Consider the following 23759-nt stretch of genomic DNA (forward strand, 5'->3'; position numbering starts at 1 on the left):
GATGTTTGAGGCCCCCAGCGACGTCGTCACGGTCCTGATCTTCGATCTCGGAGTCATTCTCGGATTTTATCTGCTGTGCCTCCTGCTCAAGCCCGAGCGGATGCTCGACCGCATCCTGTTCTCGACGGTTACGGCAGGGTTGATCGTGATCTATACGATCTGGCGCTGGACCGACACGCTGCCCGAGGCCGGCACGGCAGTCGAGCGCCTGTGGCCGACCATCTTCTTCGCCTGCGAGTTCATCGCGATCCTCTACACGCTTCTGTCCATCATGATCCTGCTGCGGCGAATCGATCGTTCTCCGGAAGCCGACGTCGCGCTCGAACTCCGAAACTCGCTTAACCGCTGGCCGGCGGTCGACATCTTCATCTGCACCTATAATGAGCCGATCGAGGTTCTCGAGAAATCGATCCTGCTGGCCTTAGCGATCGATTACGAACCCAAGACCGTCTGGGTTCTCGACGATACGCGTCGCCCATGGGTCGAGCAGCTGTGTGCGGAGGTCGACGCTCGCTATCTGAAGCGCGCGAACAACCACGGTGCCAAGGCCGGCAACCTGAACAATGCCCTGCGCGCCACATCCCTCGAGACCGACGCGCCGCTCATTCTCGTCCTCGACGCCGATTTCGCGCCGCAGCCGAACATCCTCAAGCGGATGGTGGGGCTGCTCCACGATCCGCAGGCCGCGGTCGTCCAGACCCCGCAGTTCTTCTACAATGCCGACCCGATCCAGCATAATCTGATGGTGCAACGCAGCTGGGTCGATGATCAGCGCATCTTCTTCGACGTTTTCCAGCCCGCGAAGGATGCCTGGGGCTGTGCCTTCTGCGTCGGCACCTCGTTTCTGGTGCGGCGCGACCGGCTGGAGCTGATCGGCGGCTTTCCCGACGAGGCGATCTGTGAAGACCTCAATCTGAGCTACACATTGATGCGAAAAGGCTATCGCACGCATTGGCTCAACGAGCGCCTCAGTGTAGGGCTGTCGGCGGAAGGCCTGCCGGAATACATCTCCCAGCGGATGCGCTGGTGCCTTGGCACCGTCCAGGTGGCGCTGCTGAAGGACGGGCCGATCTTCGGGACCGGATACAGCTTCATCCAGCGTCTGCAGTTCGTGCATGGGCTGCTGAACTGGTTCTGTAAGCCGTTCATCGTGCTGATGCTGATCGCCCCGGCGATCTACTGGTTCGTGGGCTTGCCGGCGTTCGAGGCTGATTACCTGACCTTCCTACGCTACGGCCTTCCGGCGTTGATCTCGTTATGGGCTTACAACGGCTGGGTCTCCCGAGCCCGGACGTTGCCGATATTCATGGAGGTGACGCATACGATCACCGCTCTGGCGATCACCGTCACCCTCGTCTCGGCGATGATCCGACCCTTCGGGCGGCCATTCAAGGTTACGGACAAGGGCGGCGATCGCTCGCTAATGGTCGTCCGCTGGAAGATGGCTGCGGTCTTCGGCAGCATGACGCTGCTGTCGGCGACCAGCGTCGTCTGGGCCTATATCAGCCCTTACTCATCGAGCGAGATCTCTCCAATCGATTTCTTCAATCTGTTATGGGCGGGCTTCTCGATGTTCATGACATTCGTCGCATTCCTCATCTGCTTCGAACTGCCCCGAGAGGAAGAGCGCTTCGTGATCGAGGCCGGCAGCTTCATCTGGCACGACGGACGATTCAGCGCATGCACGATCATCGATCTGTCGACGCGCCGTGCGCGGCTGCGCTTTGACGGCGAGAGCGATGGAATCAAGACGGCGATCCGCTTTCGGATTCTCATTCCAGATATCGGCTGGGTCGCAGCCTCGGCGCGCGGCGGGGCGGGCGACATCCGCGAGTTCGTGCTGCATCCGGAGCCTAACGAGCATCGTCAGCTGGTGGTCCAGCTGTTCTCTGGCCCAAGGACCAATATTGCCGCGACGGCTGACATCAACGGCGCGTTCAGCGGGCTTTACAGGCGGGCTTTCGGCATTCGCCAGAGCTGAGTTTGTCGGCCACGGCTTCAATGCCTGACGCGAAGTGAAGATGCAGGACGTCTTCGACCTGACGGTTTGAAATGTGCGGCGATCGTCACGGAACCACTTTACAAGCAGCGCGGCTCGCCGGGAGCCGTCCATCAGATGATGGCCCATGGCTGCCTGTACCCGCTTCAATGAACGCCTGATCAATTCACTTTCGAAGAAGCGCCGCATATTGGCACAAAGCCCGATGCGGCACTCGATTCCGATCACCGTCGGTTTTGGCGCGCGATGGCAAGGCCCGTCCCCGGGAATTGGCGCGAATTGACTAGGCGACAGCGGCAACCCCCCTGTGCCCGCCGGGCTTCATGGAAGAGTGCGATTTTGAAGAGTGTGGTTTTCGTGGCGCGGTCGAAGGGGCGGAAATGCGGCGCGTCTGGATCGTGTGGAACGCCTGCACCACGGCCGGGGCGCCATATGCAAACATTCGGTTCGTGCCGGGAATCCACCCAAGCCGGTCATTCTCAGAGCGGCGGATGCTGGAGGTCGCGGTGCGCCACTAGCCGACATTGGCTCGCCGCCCGAAACCGGACATTCCAAACTTGCAGGCTGAATGGCCATCTCGACCATTTGCGGTCGCTCAGCGTGTCCACTTCCGGAACAAATTGGACGCTGACCTCGTCCGCTTGTTGGTGGCTCGCTACCGGTGGAGTTCACGAATGTACGCATCGAAGCCATGGCCATCAGCTGGCCTCTCCGTGGTTTCGATGGCCGGCGTTCTCTGGCGCGCCATTTCGCGCAGGTCCCGCGCGGACTGCCCGTATTGGAGCTTGAAGGCGCGGGCGAAGTGATCGCCGCGCGAGAACCCGAAATCCGAGGCCACATCAAGGATGCGTCGCGTCTCCCTCGGGTCGGACAGCGCTGTCTTGATGCGGTCCAGCCGCCTGACCTGAATGTAGCGCTGCACACCGCCCTCATGGTCGAACACCCTGTAAAGCGTCCTACGGGACACGCCCACAGCACTGCAGATCGCGTCCGGCGTCAGCTCTTCCGAGCCGAGGTGCGCGTCGATAAAGCGTTTCGCGCGGCACAGCACGAGCAATTCCAACCCGGGACGAGCAGCTTCGATGTTGGCGAGCGAGGGAGCCAGGCAGGCTGCCAGCATCTCGCAGGTAGCGTTGCTGAGAGCCTTTTCCTCTCCTCTTGGCAGGTTCGGCAGCCTCCGCGCCAGCAGATCAATGTAGTCGGCGAGCAGGGCCGCATAGGGGCCAGAAGGTGCACGCCCGTGCAGAGCTCCGATGTTGGGGAGGCGGTCATCGAGCAGTGATCGGGGCAAGAAGAGCGCGACCAGATCGGAGGTCGGTTCGTCGCTGACAAGTTCGCAGGAGAGATCGAGCACGGAGACCTGCCCTGCAGCTCCCTCGAATTCGCCCAGCGCCGTCTGCGCTCGCCAGCCGCCCGTCCGATACAGGTTCAGGACGATGTGATCCATGCCGTCACGGCGAACCCGCGCAGCAGATCTGAGATACCGCTGCTCGCCGAGCCTTGCGTCGGTGACGACCATGTCGCCGAGCTGAAAGGCCCGCACATCTGCGGCAAAGGGTTGGCTACTGTCTTCGACGGGCCGTTCCACATCGAAGACCACGGCGATGCTCTCGCGCCATTCCTCGAACTGCCGGGTCGAGAATTCACTGCTGTCGATGGTCGAAGACTTCACAGCAATCTCCCGGCATGACGCAAAATCGCGGGCGGTTGGCACGCTGAGTCAACTTTTTGGCACGGACGTGGTCTTGCGGCCGGGTGTGGCGTCGTTAGGCTCCCACGCGATCAGCTTACCTTGCGACATATCGAACCGCTCCGCTCTGAACAGAGGGCTGCCATGTCGATCACGCTTGATGCAGTCCAGCCGCTGACGCGCATCGAGGCGTGGGTGGCCCGCAACCATCCCGACCGCCTGCCGATCTTTCGCCCGGCAGCCGCGGCGGCTACGGTGGAACGGATCGAGAGCAAGCTCGGGAGACTGCTGCCACCGGATGTGCGGGCTCTCTATGCCGCGCATGACGGCCAGCCGGAAGGGGCGCCGGCCCTCTATCTCAACCAGCGCTGGCTACCGCTCGATCTCGTCGCGGTGGCCTGGGAAGATCTCTGCCTGCGCTACGACAATTCGGACGCTCTGCGCCTGGTCGCGAACGGCAATGGCCGGTCAGCCCTCAAGGCGGTGGCATGGTCCTCTGATTGGTTGCCGCTCTTTGGCGCACCGCGCGGCGACCATTACTGCATCGACCTGCGCCTGGAGCGCCCCGAGCGTTACGGCCAGATCATCTGGTTTCTCTACGACCGGCCGGAACGCACGGTCGTCGCACCAAGCCTTTCTCACTTCCTGTCGCGCGTCGCGACCGGCCTCGATGCCGGCGGTTGGCATCTGGACGCCGGTTACGACGGGTTGAGCGACTGATGAATGTCGGCCGGGTTACAAAAGGAGACCACGATGAAGTTGAAGACAAGCTTGCTCGCTGTGGCCGCGATGGCTTCAGTTCTTTCGATCTCCCCCGTCATGGCCCAGGACGCGTCGCCCCTGGTCAAGCAGCTCAACAACGGCAACTGGCTGCCCCAGGCGGAAGCCGAAACGTTGCGTGACGAGCTGTTCTACCAGCGCGCGGTCCATGCCTACATCACCATGCTGCCCGCGCTGAACACCATCGGCATGCGCGACGGCTCGGAGGCGGCCTTCGGCAAGGGCTACAACGTCCTGCCGATGTGGAAGGACCGGATGGACTCGCGCACCTGGGTGCCGACGCCCAATGGCGACGTCATCTATTCGATGAGCTATCTCGACCTGAAGGAGACCGGCCCGCTCGTCGTCGCGGCTCCGCCGAACATCATCGGCATGTTCACCGACTTCTTCCAGCGCACCATCACCGATGTCGGCCTGATAGGGCCGGATCGGGCGCGCGGCGGGCTCTATCTCCTGCTGCCCCCGGATTATGACGGCGAGATCCCGCAGGGTTATTTCCCCTTCAAGTCGAAGACCTACAACGTCTTCCTGTTCTTCCGATCGGTCATGGGCAAGGGGCCGACCGCACCGGACCCCAAGGCTGCGGTCGCGCTCGCCGAGCAGACGCGCATCTACCCGCTTTGGGCGATGGAGAAGGACGTCAAGCCGATGCAGCTCCCGAACGCCAGCGGCAAGCGCATCCATATGATGTACCCGGTCGACAACAGCTACTGGACCAAGCTTAAGGCGTTCGTAGACTACGAGCCGGTTTCGGCGATCGACCCTGAACTACGCGGGGTGCTGGCCTCGATCGGCATCGTCAAGGGCCAGCCCTTCAGCCCGACCACGAAGCAGCAGGATCTTCTGAAGAAGGCAGTCGAGACCGCGCCGAAGATGATCCTGGCCGAGCGCCAGCTCGGCCGGCCGGACGGGCGCGACCTCTATTACAAGGACCGGCAGTATTTGAACTCGTGGGCCGGCGCCACGGCCGAGTGGATGCAGGATAGCTATCTCGACGTGACGCAGCGTGCGAGCTTCTTCCAGGTCGCCTATTCCTCGGCCTCCGCGATGGTCATGCGCACGCTCGGCGCGGGTTCCAAGTATCCCTTCGCGCTGAAGGATTCGAAGGGCGAGTTCCTGAACGGCTCGAACAGCTACAAGCTACGTCTGCCGCCGGATGCACCCGCGGCGCTGTTCTGGGCCGTCACGCTTTACAACGTCACCGACGGGACGATGGTCGAGACGCCGCAGCTCATGCCATCGATCAACAGCCTGAACGAAGCGGTGGCAAAGAACGCCGACGGCTCGGTCGATCTCTGGTTCGGACCGTCAAAGCCCGCCAATGCGCCGGACACGAACTTCATCCAGACCGTCAATGGCCGGAATTTCCTGGCCATGGTCCGCCTCTACGGCACCGGCGTCTCGTTCTTCGACCAGAGCTGGAAGCCCGACGACGTCGTGAAGCTGAATTGATCGCCGACATCACAGGGGCTCGAGGTAACGCTCCCGAGCCCCTTTCTTGACGGCAAGATTGGAGTGTCTCGATGAAAATCTTCGATGATCTGACCACCACGCGCCGCGACGCTATGAAGGGCAGCCTTGGTGCTGCGTCTTTGGCCGCGATGGGAACCGGCGTCGCCGTTCCTGTGGCAATCACGATGGCGTCCGTCGCCGCCACGACCGATGCGGCGCAGGCGCAGCCTGCTTCCGGCGGAGCAGCGAGCCTGACGCAGCCTGCGACGAACATCGACATGCACCCTGGCTATGCGCGCGCATCCGCGCAGATGGCCTATCTCTGGGGCTGGCCGATGGTGAACATGATCAATCGGCGCAACCGGATCACGCAGGCGCCGTACCCGGGACTGGTCGGCGGCATTCTGCCGGCGGCGCCGCGCGGCCAGATCGGCATGCTGCACGATTACATCGAGCCGTCCGAGACCTTCGTGACCTGTCCCAATCAGGATGTCGTCTATGGCCTCGGCTTCTTCGATCTCGACGAGGAGCCCGTCGTCATCCAGGTGCCGAACTTCGGCAACCGCTTCTGGGTCTATGCGCTTTACGACCAGCGCACCGACCAGTTCGGTCGGCTCGGCAAACCTTACGGGACCAAGCCCGGCTTCTATCTGCTGGTCGGCCCGAAGTGGAAGGGCCGCAAGCCGGCCGGCATAACCGAGGTCGTTCGCAGCTCGACCCGCCTCGCCAATGCCATTCCGCGCATCTTCCAGGACGATACGCCCGAGGACAGGCGTGCGATCCAGTCGGTCATCAACCAGGTTCTGGTCTATCCGCTCAAGGACTTCACCGGCAAGATGAAGACGATCGAGTGGGCGAAGGTGACGAATATCCCAGCCCCGCCGCAGGACGCCAGCAGCGGCGAAACGAAATGGGTCGTGCCGGAGAAGTTCTTCGACCAGTTCGGCGAGGTGCTCGACAATGTCGATCCGCTACCCGGCGAGGAGGCGATGTATGGCCAGTTCCGCCTGCTGATGACCTTGGCGGCGAAGGATCCGGAGCTGAAGAAGCTCCTCGTCGAGACGGCGGTGGAGTCGGAGGAGAAGATCATCCATCCGTTCTTCCTCTGGAAGAACAACGGCCACGCGGCCGGCAACGGTTGGAACCGCTCCACCAACAACGCCCAATGGGGCATCGATTACTACAACCGGACCGGCACGTCGAAATCGAACATGTTCGACAACCGTCCGAACGAAACGCAGTATTTCTACACCGATTTCGACGGTGCGGGGGGCCAACTCACCGGCGGCACTAGTTACGAGATCACCTTCCCAGCCGGACAGGAGCCACCGGTCAACGGCTTCTGGTCGCTGACGCTCTACAACGACAAGCACCTTTTCCACGCGAACCCGCTCAAGCGCTACTCGCTCGGCACCAAGAACAAGAACCTGAAGCGCAATGCCGACGGTTCACTAACGCTTTATGCAGGCGCGAAATCTCCCGGAGGCGACAAGGAGACCAACTGGATTCCTGCTCCGGATGGAACTTTCTCGCTCTACATCCGCGCCTATTGGGGCAAGCAGGGCATCCTCGACGGCTCGTGGAAGCCGCCGGTCATCAGGAAAACGGGCTAAGGAGCATCCGACGGGCGCCCTGCCGGATTCTCTTGGCAAGGCGTCCGCTTCCGGGCAGTGAACTGATGTCCGCTTCCGACCCAATCCAAGTCCTTGCGATTGGATTTCGGCCACTCGTCGGCCCTGCGCCAATTGCTGACGTTGGGCCATTGCGGGGAAGCGGACATTCCGAATTCTGGCCCATCTCCGGCTTCGACGCTGTTGGTGTCCCGGCTATTTGACGCCAAGGCGTCGGAAAGTCACCTTGACGCCATCTAAGGAACTGAAAGCCGCTGAAAGTCAGATCCGGAGGGCGTGATGCTTAGGTCAATCATAGCGGCCTTTCTGTCGTTTCCGATGGCAGTATCCGCTCAAACCTCACAGCTCAGCGACCAGGAGATCAGCGACGCTTACATCTACCTGCTCGGCCGTCTCCTTGTGACGCGCCAGCAGCAGCTCGATTTCCAGAGTGGCTTCAAGTGGAACGAGCTTGTGCATCAGAAGCCCGGCGCGGTCGATTGGCCCAACCCCAACCTCGACGTGGCCTATTCCGAGGCGTGGGTCGCCGTCGACGACAAGAGCTGCACTGTCGTTTCGGTGCCAAAGGTGGAGAAACGCTACTTCACGGTCCAGGTTCTGAACGGCTGGGGCGAAACGCTCACCAATATCAACGAGCGCCTCTTTCCGACGCGGCCATCGGGCGAATTCGCCCTTTGCCTGCGAGGCGCCAAGGCCGAGATTCCCGCCGATGCCGTCCGCATCGATCTTCCCGTCAGGCTTGCGCGCATCCTGGCACGGGTTGAGCTGGGCGATGACTGGACCCAGGCGGTCGCCTTGCAGAACCAGTTCAAACTTCGGGCGACCGGCAGTCCGGCGCTGCCGGACATTCCGAAGACGCCGATCTTCGAGCTCCAGCAATTTCCCGGCGTCGAGGCCTTCGATGCGGCGGCGGTCGCTCTCGATAGCGAGCCGGACATCAATACTGGCCTGGAGCCGATGCGAGAGAAGGTCCGGGCGATCGCCAAGCTGGCCAGCGCCCCGGGCGAACGCTCGCGCATCGATCAGGTCATCCGTACCAAGGCGTTCGCTGACTTCGGTGCTGCAGGTGCCCGGATCGGCCACGGAACCATTCAAAATCACTGGGCTCGTCCGGGCGTCGTTGGCGAATACGGCATCGATTATCTGACACGGACTCTCGTCAATTACGGAGGCATCTGGGCCAACATCAAGCCGGAAGTCCTCTATTACCGCTCCAACACCGATGCCTCCGGTGCCCAGCTCAATGGCGACAATGTCTACACGCTCACCTTCCCGAAGGAGGGACTACCGGCCAAATTCGCGAATTATTTCTGGTCGGTGATCGCGGTCGACGGGGAGCGCTTCCGGGTTCTGCCCAACGCCAAGAACCGCTTTCTTCTCAACCGCGAGACCAAGCCGGAACTGAATGCCGACGGTTCGCTGACGCTGTACTTCGCCGATCAGAAGCCGGCCGACGCGCCCGACGGGAACTGGCTGCCGACGCCGAAAGGGTCGGTGTACCGCCTGACGTTCCGCTACTACGGCCCGACCGAAGGCGTGGCGAACGGCACCTATTATCCGCCAGCCTTGGTCAAACGCTGACTATAGCGCAGAGTCCATCATGGCCACGCGCCGTCTCGCCATCGCCCTGATCGCTCATGCCGCCTTTGCGTCGGTGAACGGAGCTCTGGACGCTATTCCTGCGATCAAAACGTAAGGATCCGCAAACATGGCAAGAACAGCTATCTTGGTCGCGAGCGGCACGGTCCTGGCGTTCTTCGCGGCTCAGGCTCTGGCCCAGACTACGGTCCAGCCTTCACCCGCGTGGACGCTCGCCCTGCCATCCGGACCGGATGCCCGCGTCAAGATTACCGAGCCATATGCCCGGATGGTCGCCCGCGACGCCTATTTCTGGGCCTGGCCCATGGTCAACATCTACAATCGGCGTCTCGCTTTCAAAGCGGCGCCCGAAGTCGGACTGATGAATGGCGTGCTGCCCTTCGCGCCTCTCAACAGCCTGGCCATGCTGCATGACTATGTCGAAGCACAGCAGCGCTGGGTCGCTTGCCCCAATCAGGACGTCGCCTATGGCGGCGGTATCGCGGCCTTGGACGAGACACCCGTAGTGATCCAGGTGCCGGACTTCGGCTCGCGCTTCTGGGTCTACCAGATCGTCGATCTGCGCACGGATGGTTTCGCCGAGATCGGCGCCATGTACGGAACCAAGCCGGGCTTCTACCTGCTCGTCGGTCCGAACTGGAAGGGCGAGGTACCGAAGGGCGTATCGCAGGTGTTCCGCGCCAAGACGAGCACCGGCTTCGTCGTGCCCCGTGTCTTCATGGACGACAGCGCGGAAGACCGGCAGGCGATCCAGCCGGTGCTGTCGGGCATCGACATGTATCCGCTCGCCCAGTTCGACGGAAAGATGAAGGAGCGCGACTGGCGCAAGCTCCCGACGTTGAAGTCGCCGACCGGGGACGATGGCGCGAACGAGACCAGATGGGTCTTCCCCGACAAGTTCTTCGACGAATTGCCGGCCGTTCTCGCCGATGCACCGCCCCTTCCAGGAGAAGAAGCGCGCTACGCCCAAATCCGCGCCGTCCTGGAAGCGGCCAGGGCGAACCCGGCGATCAAGGCCGCCCTGGCTGACGAAGCCGCGAAGGCCGAGAAGGAGCTGATCGACCCGCTCCTCCAGTTCCGCAATTGGGGCCTCCAGGTCGGGAACAACTGGAGCACGACCGCCAACAATGCCACCTTCGGGACTGACTATTTCTCACGCACGGCGGTGGCGAAATCGAACATCCTGGTCAACGCGCCCCGGGAAACAAAGTACTTCTACCAGGACCTCGATGGTGCGGGCGCACGGCTCAATGGCGCCGGCCGCTACACGGTCACTTTTCCAAAGGGCCAGACGCCTCCGGTCGATGGGTTCTGGTCGCTAACCCTCTACGACGCGCAACACTTCTTCGTGCCCAACGACATGAAGCGCTACTCGCTCGGGACCAAGAACAAGACGCTGAAGTACAACGACGATGGGTCATTGACGCTGCATGTGCAGGCCGAGCCGCCCGCGGAGGCGCTCCGGACGAACTGGCTTCCGGCGCCGAAGGGCGATTTCACGCTCTATCTGCGTGCCTACTGGCCCAAGACGCCCGTCGTTGACGGAAGCTGGGTGCCACCCGCCGTGCAGAAGGCAATGTAATCGATCTCGGCGGTCTGAACGCCGCCAAGCGCCACAAGCTGACTCTCAGCCTCTGCCCGAAAGCAGACCTAAAGCTCGGCCGCACGAGCTCCGCTTACGCCGCGCTACCCAAGCGGTCCAGCAACCATGCGATCCCCCCATCCGCAATTGCAGCGTTAGGCGCGACCGCATTGAGCCGAAAGCGGGGCAGAGGCAGTGGCGCGTCCAGGCTCACCACACCAAAGCGCGGGCCGTGGAGTGCAGCAAACCGCCTCGGTATCGCCGAGATCAGGTCACCCTCGGCAAGCGTGGCGAGCGCGAACATGAAATTCGGAACGGTCAGCGCGGTCCTGCGGGAGCGCCCGATTCTGGCGAGAGCCTCGTCGACGAAACCATACGGGTCGCCACTCAGCGAGACCACGAGGTGCTGTGCCTGACAGTATCGTTCCAGCGTGGGCTCTTCGGCGAATGGGTTTCCTCCACGCATTGCGATCACGAAGTCCTCTTCATAGAGGAGTTGCTGATGGAAGCGGGCCGGAATGCCATCGCTGGGTATGATGGCGATGTCCAGGGACCGCGTTTCCAGATCGACGAAAGCCTCCCGCCAGGCTCGATCCGGAGTGGTTTCCCCCTGCAAAGGCAGCAGCTGACGCACACTGATCTCGAGCCCGGGCGCGTCCTCGCGCAGGCTTTGCAGCAGAGGCGGCAGAAAGACCGCCGAGACGCCGTCAGGCGCGCCGATGCTGAAGCGGCGCGTCGATGTCGCTGGATCGAAGGGTGCGGCCGTCGAAACGATGGCGCGCACGCGCGCTAGCACATCCGCGATCGATGCCGAGAGTTCGACCGCCCGGTCGGTTGGGACAACGCCCTTCGGCGTTCTGATGAAAAGCGGATCATTGAGCAGACGGCGCAGTCGACCTAGCCCGTGGCTGACAGCGGATGGGGAGAGGCTGAGCTGTTCAGCCGATCGACCCACATGGCCCTGATCGAACACCGTTTCGAACAGGATCAGCAGGTTGAGATCGATACGCGAAAGGTCAATCTGATTCAGCATCTAGCTGAAATCATATCATTGGATTCATTGTCTTCAAGCTGCGAGCCTCCTTGCTGAAGCCTGAGCAGTTTTGGCTTTCGAACAGAACCGGCAGGAGAATCCCATGCAAAGCACCCGACGCGGACTTGTCTTTTCGGCCGGCGCCGCCGGGCTTCCATGTCTTCTGGCCGGGGCAGCCCGATCGGAAGGGAACGCTTCAATCGACGCTGCGGTGACGGATCTGGTGCAGCGATCGGAAGAGGCGAACGCTGCGCTGTTGCGTGGCGATGTCGGTGCCTACCGGGCGCTGATCACGCTCTCGGACGATTTCACGTTGATGTCCCCCTTCGGCGGCAAGCCGTCTCGCGGACGGGACATCACCGACGAGACCTGGAATGCGATCAGCCGGTTCTTCAGGAACGGCAAGCTCAAGCAGCAGGTCATCCAGGCCTACGGTTCGGCCGACATGGTGGTCCTTGCTCTGATCGAGCATGCATACGCCGAGGTCGGTGGCTTGCCTGCGCAGGACTGGCCGTTGCGCGTCACCCTGGTCTATCGACGAGAAGACGCCGAATGGCGGCTGGCCCATCGTCATGCTGACCCGCTTGTTCCACCAATCGCGTTGGAGCGAGCGGCGGCTCTCGCGCGAGGCAGTTGAGACCGCCAAGACGGTTCATGGGCCGCCTGCGCCAGTTGCGGACATTGTCATCGCGCCCGTGCCATGAGTCAGAGCGACGGGCGGCTTGGTTCCCCAAAGGCCAATAGCGGCACCGCTTAACGCAGATAGGGTGACAGGCTTTGGAGATACCCATGACTCCAGAGCAGTTACGCGGACTGGAACGGCTGCAGCTCCGCTGGCCGGAGCGGCGCTACGCTCTTGCTACCGTCAGCGAACCGTTATTGCTGGAGCTCTGCGCAGACTATGAAGCCGCCTCCGTCGCAATGGCTCTCTGGGCACAAAAGCCGGGACTGAGAGATCTTGGCGTTGTCGAAGAGTACCGGCGCCTTCTCAAGGAACTCGAAGACGAACTAGAAGCTGCGCTGGCGCCAAAATGACCGGGACCTTGGATAGCGTGGTGCGTCGGCGACGTCAGCCAACGACCCTTGGGGGGCGTTGGCTGACAGGTGAATATGGCACGGCGGATGCCCGCCGTGCCAAGTGTCATAGGTCTGTTTGCTCCGAGAGGAGAAGCGCATCGTCAACCTCGATGCCGAGGTAGCGTACGGTGCTTTCCAGCTTTGTATGGCCGAGCAAAAGCTGACAGGCGCGCAGATTGCCGGTGCGCTTATAGATCAGCGCGACCTTCGTTCGGCGGAGACTGTGAGTTCCGTAGAGTGCCGGATCCAAACCGATTAGAGCCACCCAGGTGTCGAGGAGACGACCATACTGGCGCGTGGTGATATGGTCGCCAGGTCGGCTGCGGCTCGGGAAGAGCCAGTCATCCTCGCGAGAACCTCGCTTTCTAAGCCAGGCGTTAAGAGCTTCCCGGGCTGAGTCCGTCAGTTCAAATGGTACCGGCCGTCCGGTCTTCTGTTGAACGATCGCGGTTCGGAGGCGAACAGTGCCTCCGAGGACAACGTCTCCGACCCGAAGGCGAACAAGATCGCAACCGCGCAGCTTGCTGTCGATTGCCAAATTGAACATGGCGAGATCGCGAGTACGCCCTTCATGCTGAAGCCGCGTCCGCAAGGCCCAGATGTGCTTTGGCTTCAGAGGTGGTTTCGGTCCGATGATGCGCCCGAGGTTCCAAGCCTGATGGGGTAGTTGGTTCTGCGCTTGGATATCCATGGCAGATCCCCCTCTTGGGATGCCGCATCCACGAATACTCTATCAAAGACGGGTGATGCTCTCACGCCTCTTGGCCGAAACCGCAGCGAGGAGCGCGCCCTGCGCCATAAGTCGACATAGGTGCTTGTCCCAAAAGCAGACATCGAGTGCCGCTCGGTGGCTCGATTGAAGCGGTCGGCCGTGGATAGTGGTAGCTAGAGTATCTTTGCGAATGATAGATCGGCGACCTGGAATTAGTTCTGTCAGATAACCAGACGTTGAAGGTGCGCTTAATGCTGCGCAGTCGCCGAAAGCCTCAATACCGATCCTAGTCGAAATCGAGAACCGCAGGATCTCCCCGTCATCGCTGAGCGTCGGAGCTTCCATAGAAATCAGTCCGCTTCCGAACATCCTGAACGATCTTGTCGGCGAGGTTTTGCGCGGCCGGGGACAGGTTCTGTTTGCGTAGCGTTATCATTGCCATACTGCGCGTGATGCGCGGCTCCGTCAGATCCAAAACAGCCGTCGCGCTGAGAGTGGTTTTTTTCAGCCGCGACGCCGGCTGTACGGCGACTCCCAGGCCCGCTTCCGCCATGGCGATAACCGTCTCGGCCTGGATGAACTGGTAGCGCGTCGATATCTCCAGGCCCTGCTTCTGCAAGGCATCCTCGAGGAGCCTGCGGACTGCCGTGGCCTGGGTCTGCACAAGCATCGGAAGCCGCGACAATTCGGCGAGGGTGATGCTGTCGCGGGGGCGATCGAGAAAGTGATGTGGTACCAAGGCCTGGAGGGGCTCGACCATCACGGTCGTGAAATCGAATGTGGCGTCTTCGTCCTCGGGGCCAACAGCGAAGTCGACTTCCTTGTTCCGCAGCGCCTCGTAGAGGTCCCGCGATGTCAACTCCCTAACCGTGACGGCTATGCCCGGATAGGTCCGCACGAACTCGGTCAGCACCGGCGGCAGGTGGATCGATGCCATATGCGACGAGCAGGCCAAGGATAGCTGGCCCCGCTTGGCATCGCTCTCCTCACGGATGCGCCGCAGACCGAGATTGATCTCGTAGAAGGCCTTCCGCGCGCTGTCGCGGAGATGGCTCCCTTCCACGGTGAGCTTCACGCTGCGAGTCGTCCGCTCGAAAAGCGGGACACCCAGTTGCGCCTCGATCTGCATGATTTGGGCGCAGACCGCCGAATGGGAGCGGTTGAGCGTCTCTGCCGCAGCCCGGAAGCTGCCCTTTTCGGCGACCACCAGGAAAGTCTGGAGAACCTTCATGTTGATGCTGCCGATGACGTCCATTGCGCCGGTCTCCCGCTGGTTAGAAAACCCAACCAATCTGTAGGATTTTGCGAATTGTATTACCAGATGGGAGCGCTACCCTTCTAGGGTCGCGAAGCGATTTTCGGATGAAGCTGGCCCGAACAAGTGGCTCAGCACGCCCGGCCGGGGAGAAGACGATGGGATCGAGGACAATCGGCAGGGATCGCCGGGCAGCAACTGCACTCGGGCACGGAAGCTCCTGGCGGAGTTCCGGGACCTACGGCAAGCGAACGGCCGCACCCGCCAGTTACTGAGCGGCTACTCCAGACCGACATCGCCAATCGGCCGGATCGATTTCCGGATCGCACCCTCCTGTCACAAGTCACGCGGACATCGCCGTCATGGTCTACCATCATCTCTATTCGAAGTTCGCCAAGCAGGACCATGTCCGGGCCGGCGTCATCGGCGCGGGGGCCTATGGCACCGCTATCGTCACCCAGGACCCCCATACGCCGCTTCTCAGCGTTGTTGCGGTTGCCGACATTTCATTGGATGCGGCCAAGGGCGCCTATCTGAAGGCCGGCTTCGAGCCCTCGATCATCGCTTATGCCGACAGTGTCGAGACAGCGGACGACGCGATCCGGGCCGGCAAGCGGATCTACACGGACAAGCCGCTGCTCGTGACCGAGCTGTCCGCGGTCGACATCGTCTGCGAAAGCACAGGAATTCCCGAGGCGAGCGCCGTCTACGCGCTGAAGGCGATCGAGAACCGCAAACACGTCGCCATGATAACCAAGGATTGTGACGTCACCGTCGGTCCGATCCTCAAGAAGCTCGCCCGAGAAGCGGGGGTCGTCTACACGCCGGTCGATGGCGACCAGCATGGGCTGTTCATCCAGCTGTACGAATGGGCCAAGTCGGTCGGTCTGACGGTCATCAGCGGGGGCAAGGCGACGGATGGAGAATTCATCTACGACGCCGAAACGGGCGTCGCGCGCATCGTCACCGACAAGCCGATCCACGCCCCCTACCAAGCGTCGATCACGATCGATCCCGCAGATCGCAAATACCTCGAGATGATCCCGGCAGGTTGCGCGCCGGAATATGTGGCGCGACGGGCGACGATTCTCGGCGGGTTGCCGCAGCCCGGCTCGTATGATCTTTGCGAGATGACGATCGCCGCCAATTATACCGGCCTGTCGCCGGCGCTCGACACGCTCGTTCACGCGCCCCTGCGCATCACCGAGATTCCGGTCGCCTATTGCGAGCAGGCCCATGGCGGATTGTTCGACCGCTCTGGCAAGATCGACCTCGCCACCTGCCTGCGAGCCCCTGCGGAATCGGGCCTCGGCGGCGGCGTTTTCCTGGTCGTGCGCTGCGACAACGCCTATTCCAACCACATCCTCGCGACGAAGGGCCAGATCGCCAATTACGACGACACCGCTGCCGTTATCTACCGGCCCTATCATTTGTGCGGCGTCGAGACCTCGACCTCGATCCTGATGGCCGGACTCTTGGGCATCGATACCGGCTCGGACGACTATTTGCCGCGCTACGATCTGGTGAAAATCGCAGCCCGCGACATTCAGGCCGGCGAGGTCTTCGGCAACGACCACAGCCCGCAGCTGACCGCGCGCATCGTGCCGGCCCAACCGGTCGCGCTCGGCAACGCAGCGTGCTCGCATCTGCTCACCGGCAACCGTGCCTCCGTGGATATCCCGGCTGGGACCCTCGTCACCTACGACATGGTAGAAGAGCCCACCGACTCCTTACTCTGGAGCCTGAGGCGGCAGCAGGACCAGGTTTTCCTGATGCAGAAGCGAGCCGCCGCTGCCCCCCATTTGGAGAAGGCGTGATGGCGGCTGCGCCGCGGATCGTTTTGTATCACGCGACATCCGTCGCGATCGAACCCGTGCTGGGGGCGATGGCGCGGCTGTGGCCGAGCGCCGAGCCGGTGAACCTGCTGGACGACAGCCTGCCCGTCGACCGCGCGAAGGACGGGGTCAATCTGTCCGAGGACTTGACGGAGCGCTTCGTCGAGTTCGGCCGCTATGCCCACCGGATCGGCGCGGACGGCATTCTCGTGACCTGCTCGGCCTTCGGGCCGGCGATCGAACGCATGGCGGAGGCGCTTCCCATCCCGGTGGTGAAGCCCAACGAGGCCATGTTCCGCCAAGCCATTGCCAGCGGCGCCCGCATCGGGATGCTGGCGACCTTCGCGCCGGCACTCTCGACGATGTGCGACGAATTCGACGCCTTCGTTTCGCAGGCACGAGCGGCGGCAACCCTCGATACGATCGTCGTGGCTGACGCCATCGATCTTCTGAGGGCAGGAGACGCCGACGGTCACAATCGGCTGGTCGCGGACCGTGCGCCCGAACTGGGAGGGCACGACGCCATCATGCTCGCCCAATTCTCGACCTCGCACGCGGCGGACGCGGTGCGCGCGGCCGTAGCGGTTCCGGTACTGACGGCGCCGGACGCTGCCGTGGCCCGGATGCGGGAGCTCGTCTCAGGCGGGTGACGCCTTGCCAAATATCCCGCTGCCGGACTTCGTGCGATCAGTGCGGACGCCGGGAGCGACCCAGGCTCGATCCGAGCCCATCAATCAAAGCCCCCGATAAAGGTGGGTTGCAACCGTGGAGGAAAACAGATGCTGAGCTTCTTGAAGACGAGCTGCGCTGCGATTGCGTTTGCCACCCTGGCGGCGACGTCTGCGCTCGCCCAGGCGACGACTACGACCTATCCGGCAGGCTACTCGGATATCGTGGCCGCCGCGAAGAAGGAGGGTAAGGTCATTGTTTATTCTCCGACCGATTCCGGGCCGGCAAACGCCCTGATCAAGGCATTCGAGACGAAGTATCCGGGCGTCAAGGTCGACTATAACGATCTCTCGAACACGGCGATCTACAACCGCGTCGTGAGCGAGTTCGCTGCCCGCCAGGTCGGCGGCGATGTCGTCTGGTCGGTGGGGCTGGACCTGCAGGTGCGCCTGGTCGAGGACGGGCTTGCCGAGCGTTACGCTTCGCCCGAGGCATCGCACGTGCCGGGTTTCGCGAAGTACAAGGATTCCGCCTACCTGACATCGATCGAGCCGGGCGTGATCCTCTACAACAAGCGCCTAGTGCCTGCAGCTCTCGTTCCGAAGAACCTGACGGAGCTGACCAAGCTCCTGAAGGACCATAAGGACGTATTTCAGGGCAAGGTCGCGAGCTGGGATCCCGAAAAGTCCGGGCAGGGCTATGTCGCAATGAAGGACGACATGCGCCATAATCCCGGCTTCTGGCCGTTGATGTCGGCCTTCGGCGAGGCCGGCGGCAAGATCTACTCGAACTCCGGACAGATGCGCGAGAAGGTCGTCTCCGGCGAGGAGATCATCGCCTTCTACGTCAACGGCGCCTATGCGGCCGAATGGGTCAAGGCTAACCCGACATTGGGGATCATCTACTCCGACGATCGCACCAGCGCCGTATCGCGGGCCGCGCTGATCGCCAGGAACGCGCCGCATCCCAACGCGGCCAAGCTCCTGATCGACTTCATGCTGTCGGCGGAAGGGCAGAAGGTCATGGGCCAGGCAGGCCTTCCTTCGGTTCGCAGCGACGTCGACGGTGTGCCCAACTTCAAGAGCCTGAACGAGCTCGCCAATGGCAAGCTGCAGCCGATCGCGCTGGACGCGACACTGCTCGACAATCTCGACAAGACCAAGCGTGCCGACTTCTTCTCTCGCTGGAAGCAGGCGATGCGCCGCTGAACGCCGCCATCATGTGACGCGGAGAAGGGCTTTTTAATGCGTGCCGATGGCGAGGCCTTGGTTTTTCGCAGGACAACGATCGGCCTGCTCGGAGTGCTGGTTCTCTCTCCCGTCGGGCTGATCATCTATCAGAGCTTCCTCGATGGGCCGTTTTTCTTCCCTACGACGGGGTTCAGCCTCTCGGCATTCGGCTATGTCTTCTCCGATCCCGATTTCTATCGGGCCTTGTGGACGACGGCGGTCTTCGCCGTCGGCCTGGTTGCCATCGCGGTTCCGCTGGGGGCGGCGCTCGCCTTTCTTTTAACGCGGACCGACATCAAGGGGCGGAGCTGGATCGAGCCCGTGGTGCTGGTGCCGATGTTCCTGTCGGCGCTGGTGCTCGGCTTCGGCTACACGGTCTCGGTCGGCCCTTCCGGCTTCGTTTCGCTCGCGGTGCAGGACGTGCTGGGTTTCGTGCCCTGGAACATCTACGGGCTGCCTTCGCTGATTATCATCGGCGGCTTGAGCCACGTGCCCTACGTCTATCTCTACGTCTCGTCGGCGATGCGGAATCTCCCGGCCGATCTCGAGGAGGCGGCGCGCACCATGGGCGCAAGCCTGCCCAGGATCGCGATGGAGGTGACGTTGCCGCTGGTGCTGCCAGCGCTCGTCTACAGCGCGGCGTTGAACTTCCTGCTTGCCTTCGAAAGCTTCGGGCTGCCGCTCGTGCTCGCCGATCCCAGCGGCGTGCTCGTCCTGACAACCTATCTCTACAAGCTCACGACGCTGCTGGGCGTGCCGTCCTATCATCTGATGGCGGCTGTCGCCGTGCTGCTGCTCATCGTCACCCTGCCGCTCGTCGCGATCCAGCGTCGCCTGCTCGACCGTTCGCGCCGCTATGCGACGGTCGGTGGCAAGGGCGGCAGGCCGACACGGGTCAAGCTCGGGACCGCCGGGCAGATCGTCGCTCTCGCCGCGATCGGCCTGTGGCTGGTGGTATCGGTACTGCTCCCGATCAGCGGGATCGCGGTCCGCGCCTTCGTCGACTCGTGGGGGCAGGGCGTCGACCTGCTGGAACATCTGACGCTCGCGAATTTCCAACAGCTGTTCAAGATTTCGAGCCTGTCGCGCGGCTTGGTCAACACGGCGCTGATCGCGGTGTTCGGGGGAGCGATCGCTGTTGCCATCTATCTCGTCGTCGCGCTGGCCGGGCATCGCAACGCGAGCTTCGCGGCTGTGGCGCTCGACTACATGGTCCTCCTGCCGCGGGCCCTGCCGGGGCTGGTCATCGGTCTCGCCTTCTTCTGGCTCTTTCTGTTCGTGCCATTCCTCTCGCCGCTGCGCGCAACGCTGGTCAGCCTGCTCATCGCCTATGTGGTGGTCGGCCTGTCCTATGGCTTGCGGATGATCCAGAGCACGCTGCTTCAGGTCTCGCCGGAGCTCGAGGAATCGGCCCGCACCAGCGGCGCGAGCCTGCGTCGCAGCTGGACCGAGATCGTGATCCCGATCGTCCGGCCCGGCCTCTTCGGCGCCTGGGCGATGATCATGATCATCTTCCTGCGCGAATACGCGACGGGCGTCTATCTCATGACCAGCGGCACCGAAGTCATCGGCTCGCTGATCGTCTCCCTTCTGGCCAGCGGCGACCTCGCCACCATCGCGGCCTTGTCCCTCATCAGCGTCACGTTCACGGCCCTCGGCCTGGCTGTCGCGTTCCGCTTCGGAGCCTATGGCAAATGACGGATCTTCACGTCGAGAACATCGAGCTGAGCCTCGGCTCGGTCCCCGTCCTCAAGGGCGCGAGCTTCGAAGGCCGTCGCGGCGAGATCGTGGCGTTGCTGGGCGCTTCGGGCAGCGGCAAGACCACGCTGCTGCGGTCGATTGCGGGGCTCGAACATCCGTCGAAGGGGCGGATCGTCATCGGCGGCAAGCCTGTGCTCGATGTTGACCGGCGCCTGAGCCTGCCGCCCGAACAGCGCGACATCGGCCTCGTGTTCCAGTCCTATGCGCTGTGGCCGCATCGGACCGTCGCCGAAAACGTCGCCTTCGGGCTTAAGCTGCGCGGCGTCGCGCCGGCGGAGATCGGCCGGCGCGTCACAGAGATGTTGGGCCGGCTCGGGCTGGGGCATCTCGGCGAGCGCTATCCTTTCCAGCTCTCGGGCGGTCAGCAGCAACGAGTCGCGATCTGCCGCGCGCTGGTCTATGAACCGCGCGCCATCCTGCTCGACGAGCCCCTGTCGAACCTCGATGCGAAGCTGCGAGACGAGGCCCGCTACTTCATCCGCAGGCTGATCCTCGATCTCGAGCTCTGCGCGGTCATCGTGACCCATGACCAGAGCGAGGCCTTGGCGATGTCCGACAAGGTGATCCTGCTCAAGGACGGCGCCATTCTCCAAGAGGGGACACCGATCGACATCTACGAGAACCCGCGCGACCGTTACGTCGCTGAATTCCTTGGCTCGAACAACCTGCTTCACGGTGAGGCTCGTGAGCAGCCGGACGGCACAACGACGATCCACGGGGGCGGCTGGCAACTGACGGGAACCAGACAAGATGGGGCCGCTTCCCGTGACGCGGTCGCAGTGATCCGCGTCGACAAGGTACGGATGGCTGATGGCCCGGGCAGGAACCGTGTCCCGGTCGAGCTCGAAGCCAGCATCTATCTCGGCCAGCACTGGGAATACCGAATGTCGCTGGGGGGAGCGTCAATGCGCGGATTCGGCACGCGATCTCTTACCTCAGGGCCGGCGTGGTGCGAGTTCCCGCCCGAGTGCGTGTGGATATTCGGCGCCTCGAAGTCGGCTTGATGGAAGCCGCCTTCGCTGCGACGACGCGCAGATCGCTGCCGCCTCACCTAACGCGGGAGTGGCGCCATTTGCCGACATTCGGTGCATGCCAGAAGCGGCCTTTCGACGGCCCCCTCATTTGCTGCTGTTCTCGTCCTGCGCGGCGAACACGTTGTGCGCGTAGGCGTCAAGAATCTGCTCCGAGCGAGCCAATCTCTCTTTCGCTTCCTCAGCGCGCGGGGCGCCATAGAAATCGAGCTTCTGGATCTTGGCGATCCACGTCCTGAACTTGCCCAGCTCCTGCTCGTTCTCTTCGAGCTCCGCGAAGGTGAAGTGTTTGACGCGCGTTTCCTCGGCGATCTCCACCTCCAAAGCGATGCACTTGTCGATGAACTCCTTGTACTCGTCATCGCGATCGGCATTGAAGCGCGCGACGATCTTGTCCTGCTGTTTCTGATCGAGCCCGACGGTCGCGAGCAGGAGGGCTTCGCCTTCGGCCTCGGCGATCTCGTTCTCAAGCATTTTCAAGCGTCGCAGATGGTCGTCGGTCTTGGGCAGGAGGCAGACGCCGCCCTGCAGGTAGATCGCGCCCATCCCCTTCAGCTTGCGCCAGATCGAGACGCGCTTGCGCGCCGGCTCGGCAGGGACCTTGTAGGTCAGCAGCAACCATTCGAGAGAAGCCATCATACCTCTTGATTGTTACGGCCGTTACATTTTAATGTGCGGCGCATAAGCTCCACGTTATGCGACTGTGACATTCTTCGATGTCGAGAGCTAGCGGTGCCTGCGTTTGATCTCTCATCGGAAAGGGCCGAGGCGTCATGCTCCCATCCACGATATCGTGGGCGACGGCCGCTCCCGCCGTCTCCGCCGCCTTCCTCGCCTCGCTCGTCGAGGTCGTCGAAGCCTTCACCATCGTCCTCGCTGTAGCCACGGTGCGGGGCCTGCGGCCCGCATTGACCGGTGCGGTCGCCGGGCTCGGCCTGCTCGCGGTGCTCGTGTTCACGTTTGGGCCTCTGCTGGATCGCATTCCACTGCAGGCTCTCCAGCTCATCATCGGCGTGCTCCTTCTCCTGTTCGGATTGCGGTGGCTGCGAAAGGCAATCCTGCGGAGCGCGGGCGTCATCGCCCTGCACGACGAGGCACTGGCCTTCGCCAGGGAAGCGTCGGAGCTGCGCGGTGCAGCCGCCCGGGACGAGCGGCATCTCGACTGGATCGCCGGTCTCGCCGCCTTCAAGGCGATCGTTCTGGAGGGGATCGAAGTCGTCTTCGTCGTCATCGCGGTCGGCGCCGGGCGGGGCCTGCTCTGGCCGGCAGCGCTCGGCGCAGTCGCGGCTTGCGCGCTCGTCCTCGCGATCGGCATGCTCCTGCGCAGCCCTTTGTCCCGCGTCCCGGAGAACACGCTGAAGTTCGGCGTCGGCGTCATGCTGTCGGGGTTCGGCGTCTATTGGACGGGCGAAGGTCTGGGCGTGACCTGGCCCGGCCATGATTTCGCGATCCTCGGTCTGGTCGCCTTCTTTCTCACGTTCGGATTGGCGCTGGTTCCGATCGCCCGCGCGCCCGTCAATTCCTGAGCATTCTGAAAGGACCAGCCTCATGAACATCTTCCGTCTGATCGTAAGCGAGTTCATCGGCATGTTTGTCGATGACGAATTCCTTGCCGTCTCCATCCTCGCGGTCGTCGCCGCCTGCGGCCTCGTGGTCTGGTCGTTCCATGCCGGATCGCTGGCGGTCGCACTTCTGCTCGTGATCGGAATAGCGGGCGTGTTGATGTCCAGTGTCGTGAAGGGCGCGGCGAAGTGACGAGCTCCGCGACGCGGTCCGCCTGCATGGGCGTGGTCGCAGCCATCGCGATCGCAGCCTTCGCTGGTCTCGCCTTCGCCATGCAGAGCGGCGCGATCCTCGGCCTGGACGACGCGATCACAGCCCTGTTTCGCGTGGCAGGGCAGCCGGCGCAACCGATCGGTCCGGCATGGGTCCAGGAAATGGGACGGGACGTGACCGCATTGGGAAGCCTCGTCTTCCTCGGCTTCGTGGTGGCTGCCGCATTGGGTTATCTGGCGCTGACCGGTTATATGTCTGAGGCGAGAGAGCTCCTGCTGTCGGGGGCCGTCGCTACCGTCGCCGCGTTCGGGCTGAAGCTCGTCTTCGAGCGGACGCGGCCGGACATCGTGCATCTGGCCCGAACCTTCACATCCAGCTTTCCGAGCGGTCACGCGACCCTGTCGGTCGCCATCTTCTCGACGCTCGCACTCATCGTCTCGCGCCATCAGCGATCCGGCGCGGCGCGGGGCTATATCTGCGCGGTCACGACCATCCTGATCGCGGCGGTCGGAATCAGCCGGGTCTATCTCGGCGTCCATTACCCCAGCGACGTGCTCGCCGGGTGGGCGCTCGGGCTCCTCAGCTCGATCGCGAGCGCGTCGATTGCCGGAGCGCGAAGTCCGATCAGAGCCGACGCCTGAAACCATA

21 protein-coding genes are annotated in these 23759 nt (G+C 62.8%); 16 read left to right on the forward strand and 5 right to left on the reverse strand.

Annotated features, from left to right (window positions below; genetic code table 11):
- The first annotated feature begins 1 nt into the window (after position 1).
- The gene (locus VGN82_RS08255; protein ID WP_327526531.1) at positions 2–1981 is read left to right on the forward strand and encodes a glycosyltransferase family 2 protein; all 1980 of its coding nucleotides are present in this window, start codon (positions 2–4) and stop codon (positions 1979–1981) included.
- Between the two features lie 673 nt (positions 1982–2654).
- On the opposite strand, the gene VGN82_RS08260 is transcribed toward VGN82_RS08255, so the two are convergent.
- Positions 2655–3671, reverse strand: a complete 1017-nt coding sequence (locus tag VGN82_RS08260) for a helix-turn-helix domain-containing protein (RefSeq protein WP_327526532.1) — start codon at positions 3669–3671, stop codon at positions 2655–2657.
- 162 nt (positions 3672–3833) lie between these two features.
- On the opposite strand from VGN82_RS08260, the gene VGN82_RS08265 reads away from it, so the two are divergent.
- The 5 genes from VGN82_RS08265 to VGN82_RS08285 all read left to right on the forward strand — a co-directional run bounded on the left by VGN82_RS08265 (position 3834) and on the right by VGN82_RS08285 (position 10733).
- Positions 3834–4409: an SMI1/KNR4 family protein gene (locus VGN82_RS08265; protein ID WP_327526533.1), complete on the forward strand. Its 576-nt coding sequence runs from the start codon at positions 3834–3836 to the stop codon at positions 4407–4409.
- A 33-nt stretch (positions 4410–4442) separates the two neighbouring features.
- Positions 4443–5921, forward strand: coding sequence for a DUF1254 domain-containing protein (locus VGN82_RS08270; protein ID WP_327526534.1), 1479 nt, complete (start codon positions 4443–4445; stop codon positions 5919–5921).
- A 71-nt stretch (positions 5922–5992) separates the two neighbouring features.
- Complete coding sequence (locus tag VGN82_RS08275; RefSeq protein WP_327526535.1) at positions 5993–7534, forward strand: DUF1254 domain-containing protein; 1542 nt, start codon at positions 5993–5995, stop codon at positions 7532–7534.
- Positions 7535–7831: 297 nt separating this feature from the next.
- On the forward strand, positions 7832–9133 hold the full coding sequence (locus VGN82_RS08280; protein WP_327526536.1) for a DUF1214 domain-containing protein: 1302 nt from the start codon (positions 7832–7834) through the stop codon (positions 9131–9133).
- 127 nt (positions 9134–9260) lie between these two features.
- Positions 9261–10733, forward strand: coding sequence for a DUF1254 domain-containing protein (locus VGN82_RS08285; protein ID WP_327526537.1), 1473 nt, complete (start codon positions 9261–9263; stop codon positions 10731–10733).
- Positions 10734–10827: 94 nt separating this feature from the next.
- Here the strand turns inward: VGN82_RS08285 and VGN82_RS08290 are convergent, their stop codons facing one another.
- The gene (locus tag VGN82_RS08290; RefSeq protein WP_327526538.1) at positions 10828–11766 is read right to left on the reverse strand and encodes a LysR family transcriptional regulator; all 939 of its coding nucleotides are present in this window, start codon (positions 11764–11766) and stop codon (positions 10828–10830) included.
- Positions 11767–11836: 70 nt separating this feature from the next.
- Here VGN82_RS08290 and VGN82_RS08295 point away from each other — a divergent pair, with 70 nt between their 5' ends.
- Positions 11837–12403 carry a YybH family protein gene (locus VGN82_RS08295; protein ID WP_327526539.1) on the forward strand — a complete coding sequence of 189 codons (567 nt, stop codon included), beginning with the start codon at positions 11837–11839 and terminating at the stop codon, positions 12401–12403.
- A 152-nt stretch (positions 12404–12555) separates the two neighbouring features.
- Positions 12556–12801, forward strand: a complete 246-nt coding sequence (locus VGN82_RS08300; RefSeq protein WP_327526540.1) for a hypothetical protein — start codon at positions 12556–12558, stop codon at positions 12799–12801.
- 106 nt (positions 12802–12907) lie between these two features.
- Here VGN82_RS08300 and VGN82_RS08305 read toward each other — a convergent pair whose 3' ends face one another.
- Together VGN82_RS08305 and VGN82_RS08310 are read right to left on the reverse strand one after the other, a co-directional pair.
- Positions 12908–13534 carry a tyrosine-type recombinase/integrase gene (locus VGN82_RS08305; protein ID WP_327526541.1) on the reverse strand — a complete coding sequence of 209 codons (627 nt, stop codon included), beginning with the start codon at positions 13532–13534 and terminating at the stop codon, positions 12908–12910.
- A gap of 340 nt (positions 13535–13874) precedes the next feature.
- Entirely contained in the window at positions 13875–14810 is a 936-nt protein-coding gene (locus tag VGN82_RS08310) for a LysR family transcriptional regulator (RefSeq protein WP_327526542.1), read from the reverse strand.
- 362 nt (positions 14811–15172) lie between these two features.
- On the opposite strand from VGN82_RS08310, the gene VGN82_RS08315 reads away from it, so the two are divergent.
- The 5 genes from VGN82_RS08315 (at position 15173) to VGN82_RS08335 (ending at position 21308) form a co-directional block, all read left to right on the forward strand.
- Complete coding sequence (locus VGN82_RS08315) at positions 15173–16627, forward strand: NAD(P)H-dependent oxidoreductase (RefSeq protein ID WP_327526543.1); 1455 nt, start codon at positions 15173–15175, stop codon at positions 16625–16627.
- Complete coding sequence (locus VGN82_RS08320; RefSeq protein ID WP_327526544.1) at positions 16627–17295, forward strand: aspartate/glutamate racemase family protein; 669 nt, start codon at positions 16627–16629, stop codon at positions 17293–17295. The genes VGN82_RS08315 and VGN82_RS08320 overlap by 1 nt, the downstream gene beginning before the upstream one ends.
- 129 nt (positions 17296–17424) lie before the next feature.
- Entirely contained in the window at positions 17425–18522 is a 1098-nt protein-coding gene (locus tag VGN82_RS08325; protein WP_327526545.1) for an ABC transporter substrate-binding protein, read from the forward strand.
- A 36-nt stretch (positions 18523–18558) separates the two neighbouring features.
- Positions 18559–20241 carry an ABC transporter permease gene (locus VGN82_RS08330; RefSeq protein ID WP_327526546.1) on the forward strand — a complete coding sequence of 561 codons (1683 nt, stop codon included), beginning with the start codon at positions 18559–18561 and terminating at the stop codon, positions 20239–20241.
- Positions 20238–21308, forward strand: coding sequence for an ABC transporter ATP-binding protein (locus VGN82_RS08335; protein ID WP_327526547.1), 1071 nt, complete (start codon positions 20238–20240; stop codon positions 21306–21308). The genes VGN82_RS08330 and VGN82_RS08335 overlap by 4 nt, the downstream gene beginning before the upstream one ends.
- Before the next feature lie 114 nt (positions 21309–21422).
- Here the strand turns inward: VGN82_RS08335 and VGN82_RS08340 are convergent, their stop codons facing one another.
- Entirely contained in the window at positions 21423–21971 is a 549-nt protein-coding gene (locus VGN82_RS08340) for a Chromate resistance protein ChrB (RefSeq protein ID WP_327526548.1), read from the reverse strand.
- A 137-nt stretch (positions 21972–22108) separates the two neighbouring features.
- On the opposite strand from VGN82_RS08340, the gene VGN82_RS08345 reads away from it, so the two are divergent.
- The 3 genes from VGN82_RS08345 (at position 22109) to VGN82_RS08355 (ending at position 23752) form a co-directional block, all read left to right on the forward strand.
- Positions 22109–22861 (forward strand): COG4280 domain-containing protein, encoded by a 753-nt coding sequence (locus VGN82_RS08345; protein WP_327526549.1) that lies wholly within the window; start codon positions 22109–22111, stop codon positions 22859–22861.
- 22 nt (positions 22862–22883) lie between these two features.
- Positions 22884–23090, forward strand: coding sequence for a hypothetical protein (locus VGN82_RS08350; RefSeq protein WP_327526550.1), 207 nt, complete (start codon positions 22884–22886; stop codon positions 23088–23090).
- 80 nt (positions 23091–23170) lie between these two features.
- Complete coding sequence (locus VGN82_RS08355; RefSeq protein ID WP_327526551.1) at positions 23171–23752, forward strand: phosphatase PAP2 family protein; 582 nt, start codon at positions 23171–23173, stop codon at positions 23750–23752.
- Positions 23753–23759: the final 7 nt, after the last annotated feature.

The organism is Allobosea sp., assembly GCF_035999205.1.
Taxonomy (GTDB): Bacteria; Pseudomonadota; Alphaproteobacteria; order Rhizobiales; family Beijerinckiaceae; genus Allobosea.

Bases quoted from the DNA above. Each gene is read 5' to 3' on its own strand.
- VGN82_RS08255 (WP_327526531.1), top strand. From the start codon at position 2: ATGTTTGAGGCCCCCAGCGACGTCGTCACGGTCCTGATCTTCGATCTC.
- VGN82_RS08265 (WP_327526533.1), top strand. From the start codon at position 3,834: ATGTCGATCACGCTTGATGCAGTCCAGCCGCTGACGCGCATCGAGGCG.
- VGN82_RS08270 (WP_327526534.1), top strand. From the start codon at position 4,443: ATGAAGTTGAAGACAAGCTTGCTCGCTGTGGCCGCGATGGCTTCAGTT.
- VGN82_RS08275 (WP_327526535.1), top strand. From the start codon at position 5,993: ATGAAAATCTTCGATGATCTGACCACCACGCGCCGCGACGCTATGAAG.
- VGN82_RS08280 (WP_327526536.1), top strand. From the start codon at position 7,832: ATGCTTAGGTCAATCATAGCGGCCTTTCTGTCGTTTCCGATGGCAGTA.
- VGN82_RS08285 (WP_327526537.1), top strand. From the start codon at position 9,261: ATGGCAAGAACAGCTATCTTGGTCGCGAGCGGCACGGTCCTGGCGTTC.
- VGN82_RS08290 (WP_327526538.1), bottom strand. From the start codon at position 11,766: ATGCTGAATCAGATTGACCTTTCGCGTATCGATCTCAACCTGCTGATC.
- VGN82_RS08300 (WP_327526540.1), top strand. From the start codon at position 12,556: ATGACTCCAGAGCAGTTACGCGGACTGGAACGGCTGCAGCTCCGCTGG.
- VGN82_RS08305 (WP_327526541.1), bottom strand. From the start codon at position 13,534: ATGGATATCCAAGCGCAGAACCAACTACCCCATCAGGCTTGGAACCTC.
- VGN82_RS08310 (WP_327526542.1), bottom strand. From the start codon at position 14,810: ATGGACGTCATCGGCAGCATCAACATGAAGGTTCTCCAGACTTTCCTG.
- VGN82_RS08315 (WP_327526543.1), top strand. From the start codon at position 15,173: ATGGTCTACCATCATCTCTATTCGAAGTTCGCCAAGCAGGACCATGTC.
- VGN82_RS08320 (WP_327526544.1), top strand. From the start codon at position 16,627: ATGGCGGCTGCGCCGCGGATCGTTTTGTATCACGCGACATCCGTCGCG.
- VGN82_RS08325 (WP_327526545.1), top strand. From the start codon at position 17,425: ATGCTGAGCTTCTTGAAGACGAGCTGCGCTGCGATTGCGTTTGCCACC.
- VGN82_RS08330 (WP_327526546.1), top strand. From the start codon at position 18,559: ATGCGTGCCGATGGCGAGGCCTTGGTTTTTCGCAGGACAACGATCGGC.
- VGN82_RS08335 (WP_327526547.1), top strand. From the start codon at position 20,238: ATGACGGATCTTCACGTCGAGAACATCGAGCTGAGCCTCGGCTCGGTC.
- VGN82_RS08340 (WP_327526548.1), bottom strand. From the start codon at position 21,971: ATGGCTTCTCTCGAATGGTTGCTGCTGACCTACAAGGTCCCTGCCGAG.
- VGN82_RS08345 (WP_327526549.1), top strand. From the start codon at position 22,109: ATGCTCCCATCCACGATATCGTGGGCGACGGCCGCTCCCGCCGTCTCC.
- VGN82_RS08350 (WP_327526550.1), top strand. From the start codon at position 22,884: ATGAACATCTTCCGTCTGATCGTAAGCGAGTTCATCGGCATGTTTGTC.
- VGN82_RS08355 (WP_327526551.1), top strand. From the start codon at position 23,171: ATGCAGAGCGGCGCGATCCTCGGCCTGGACGACGCGATCACAGCCCTG.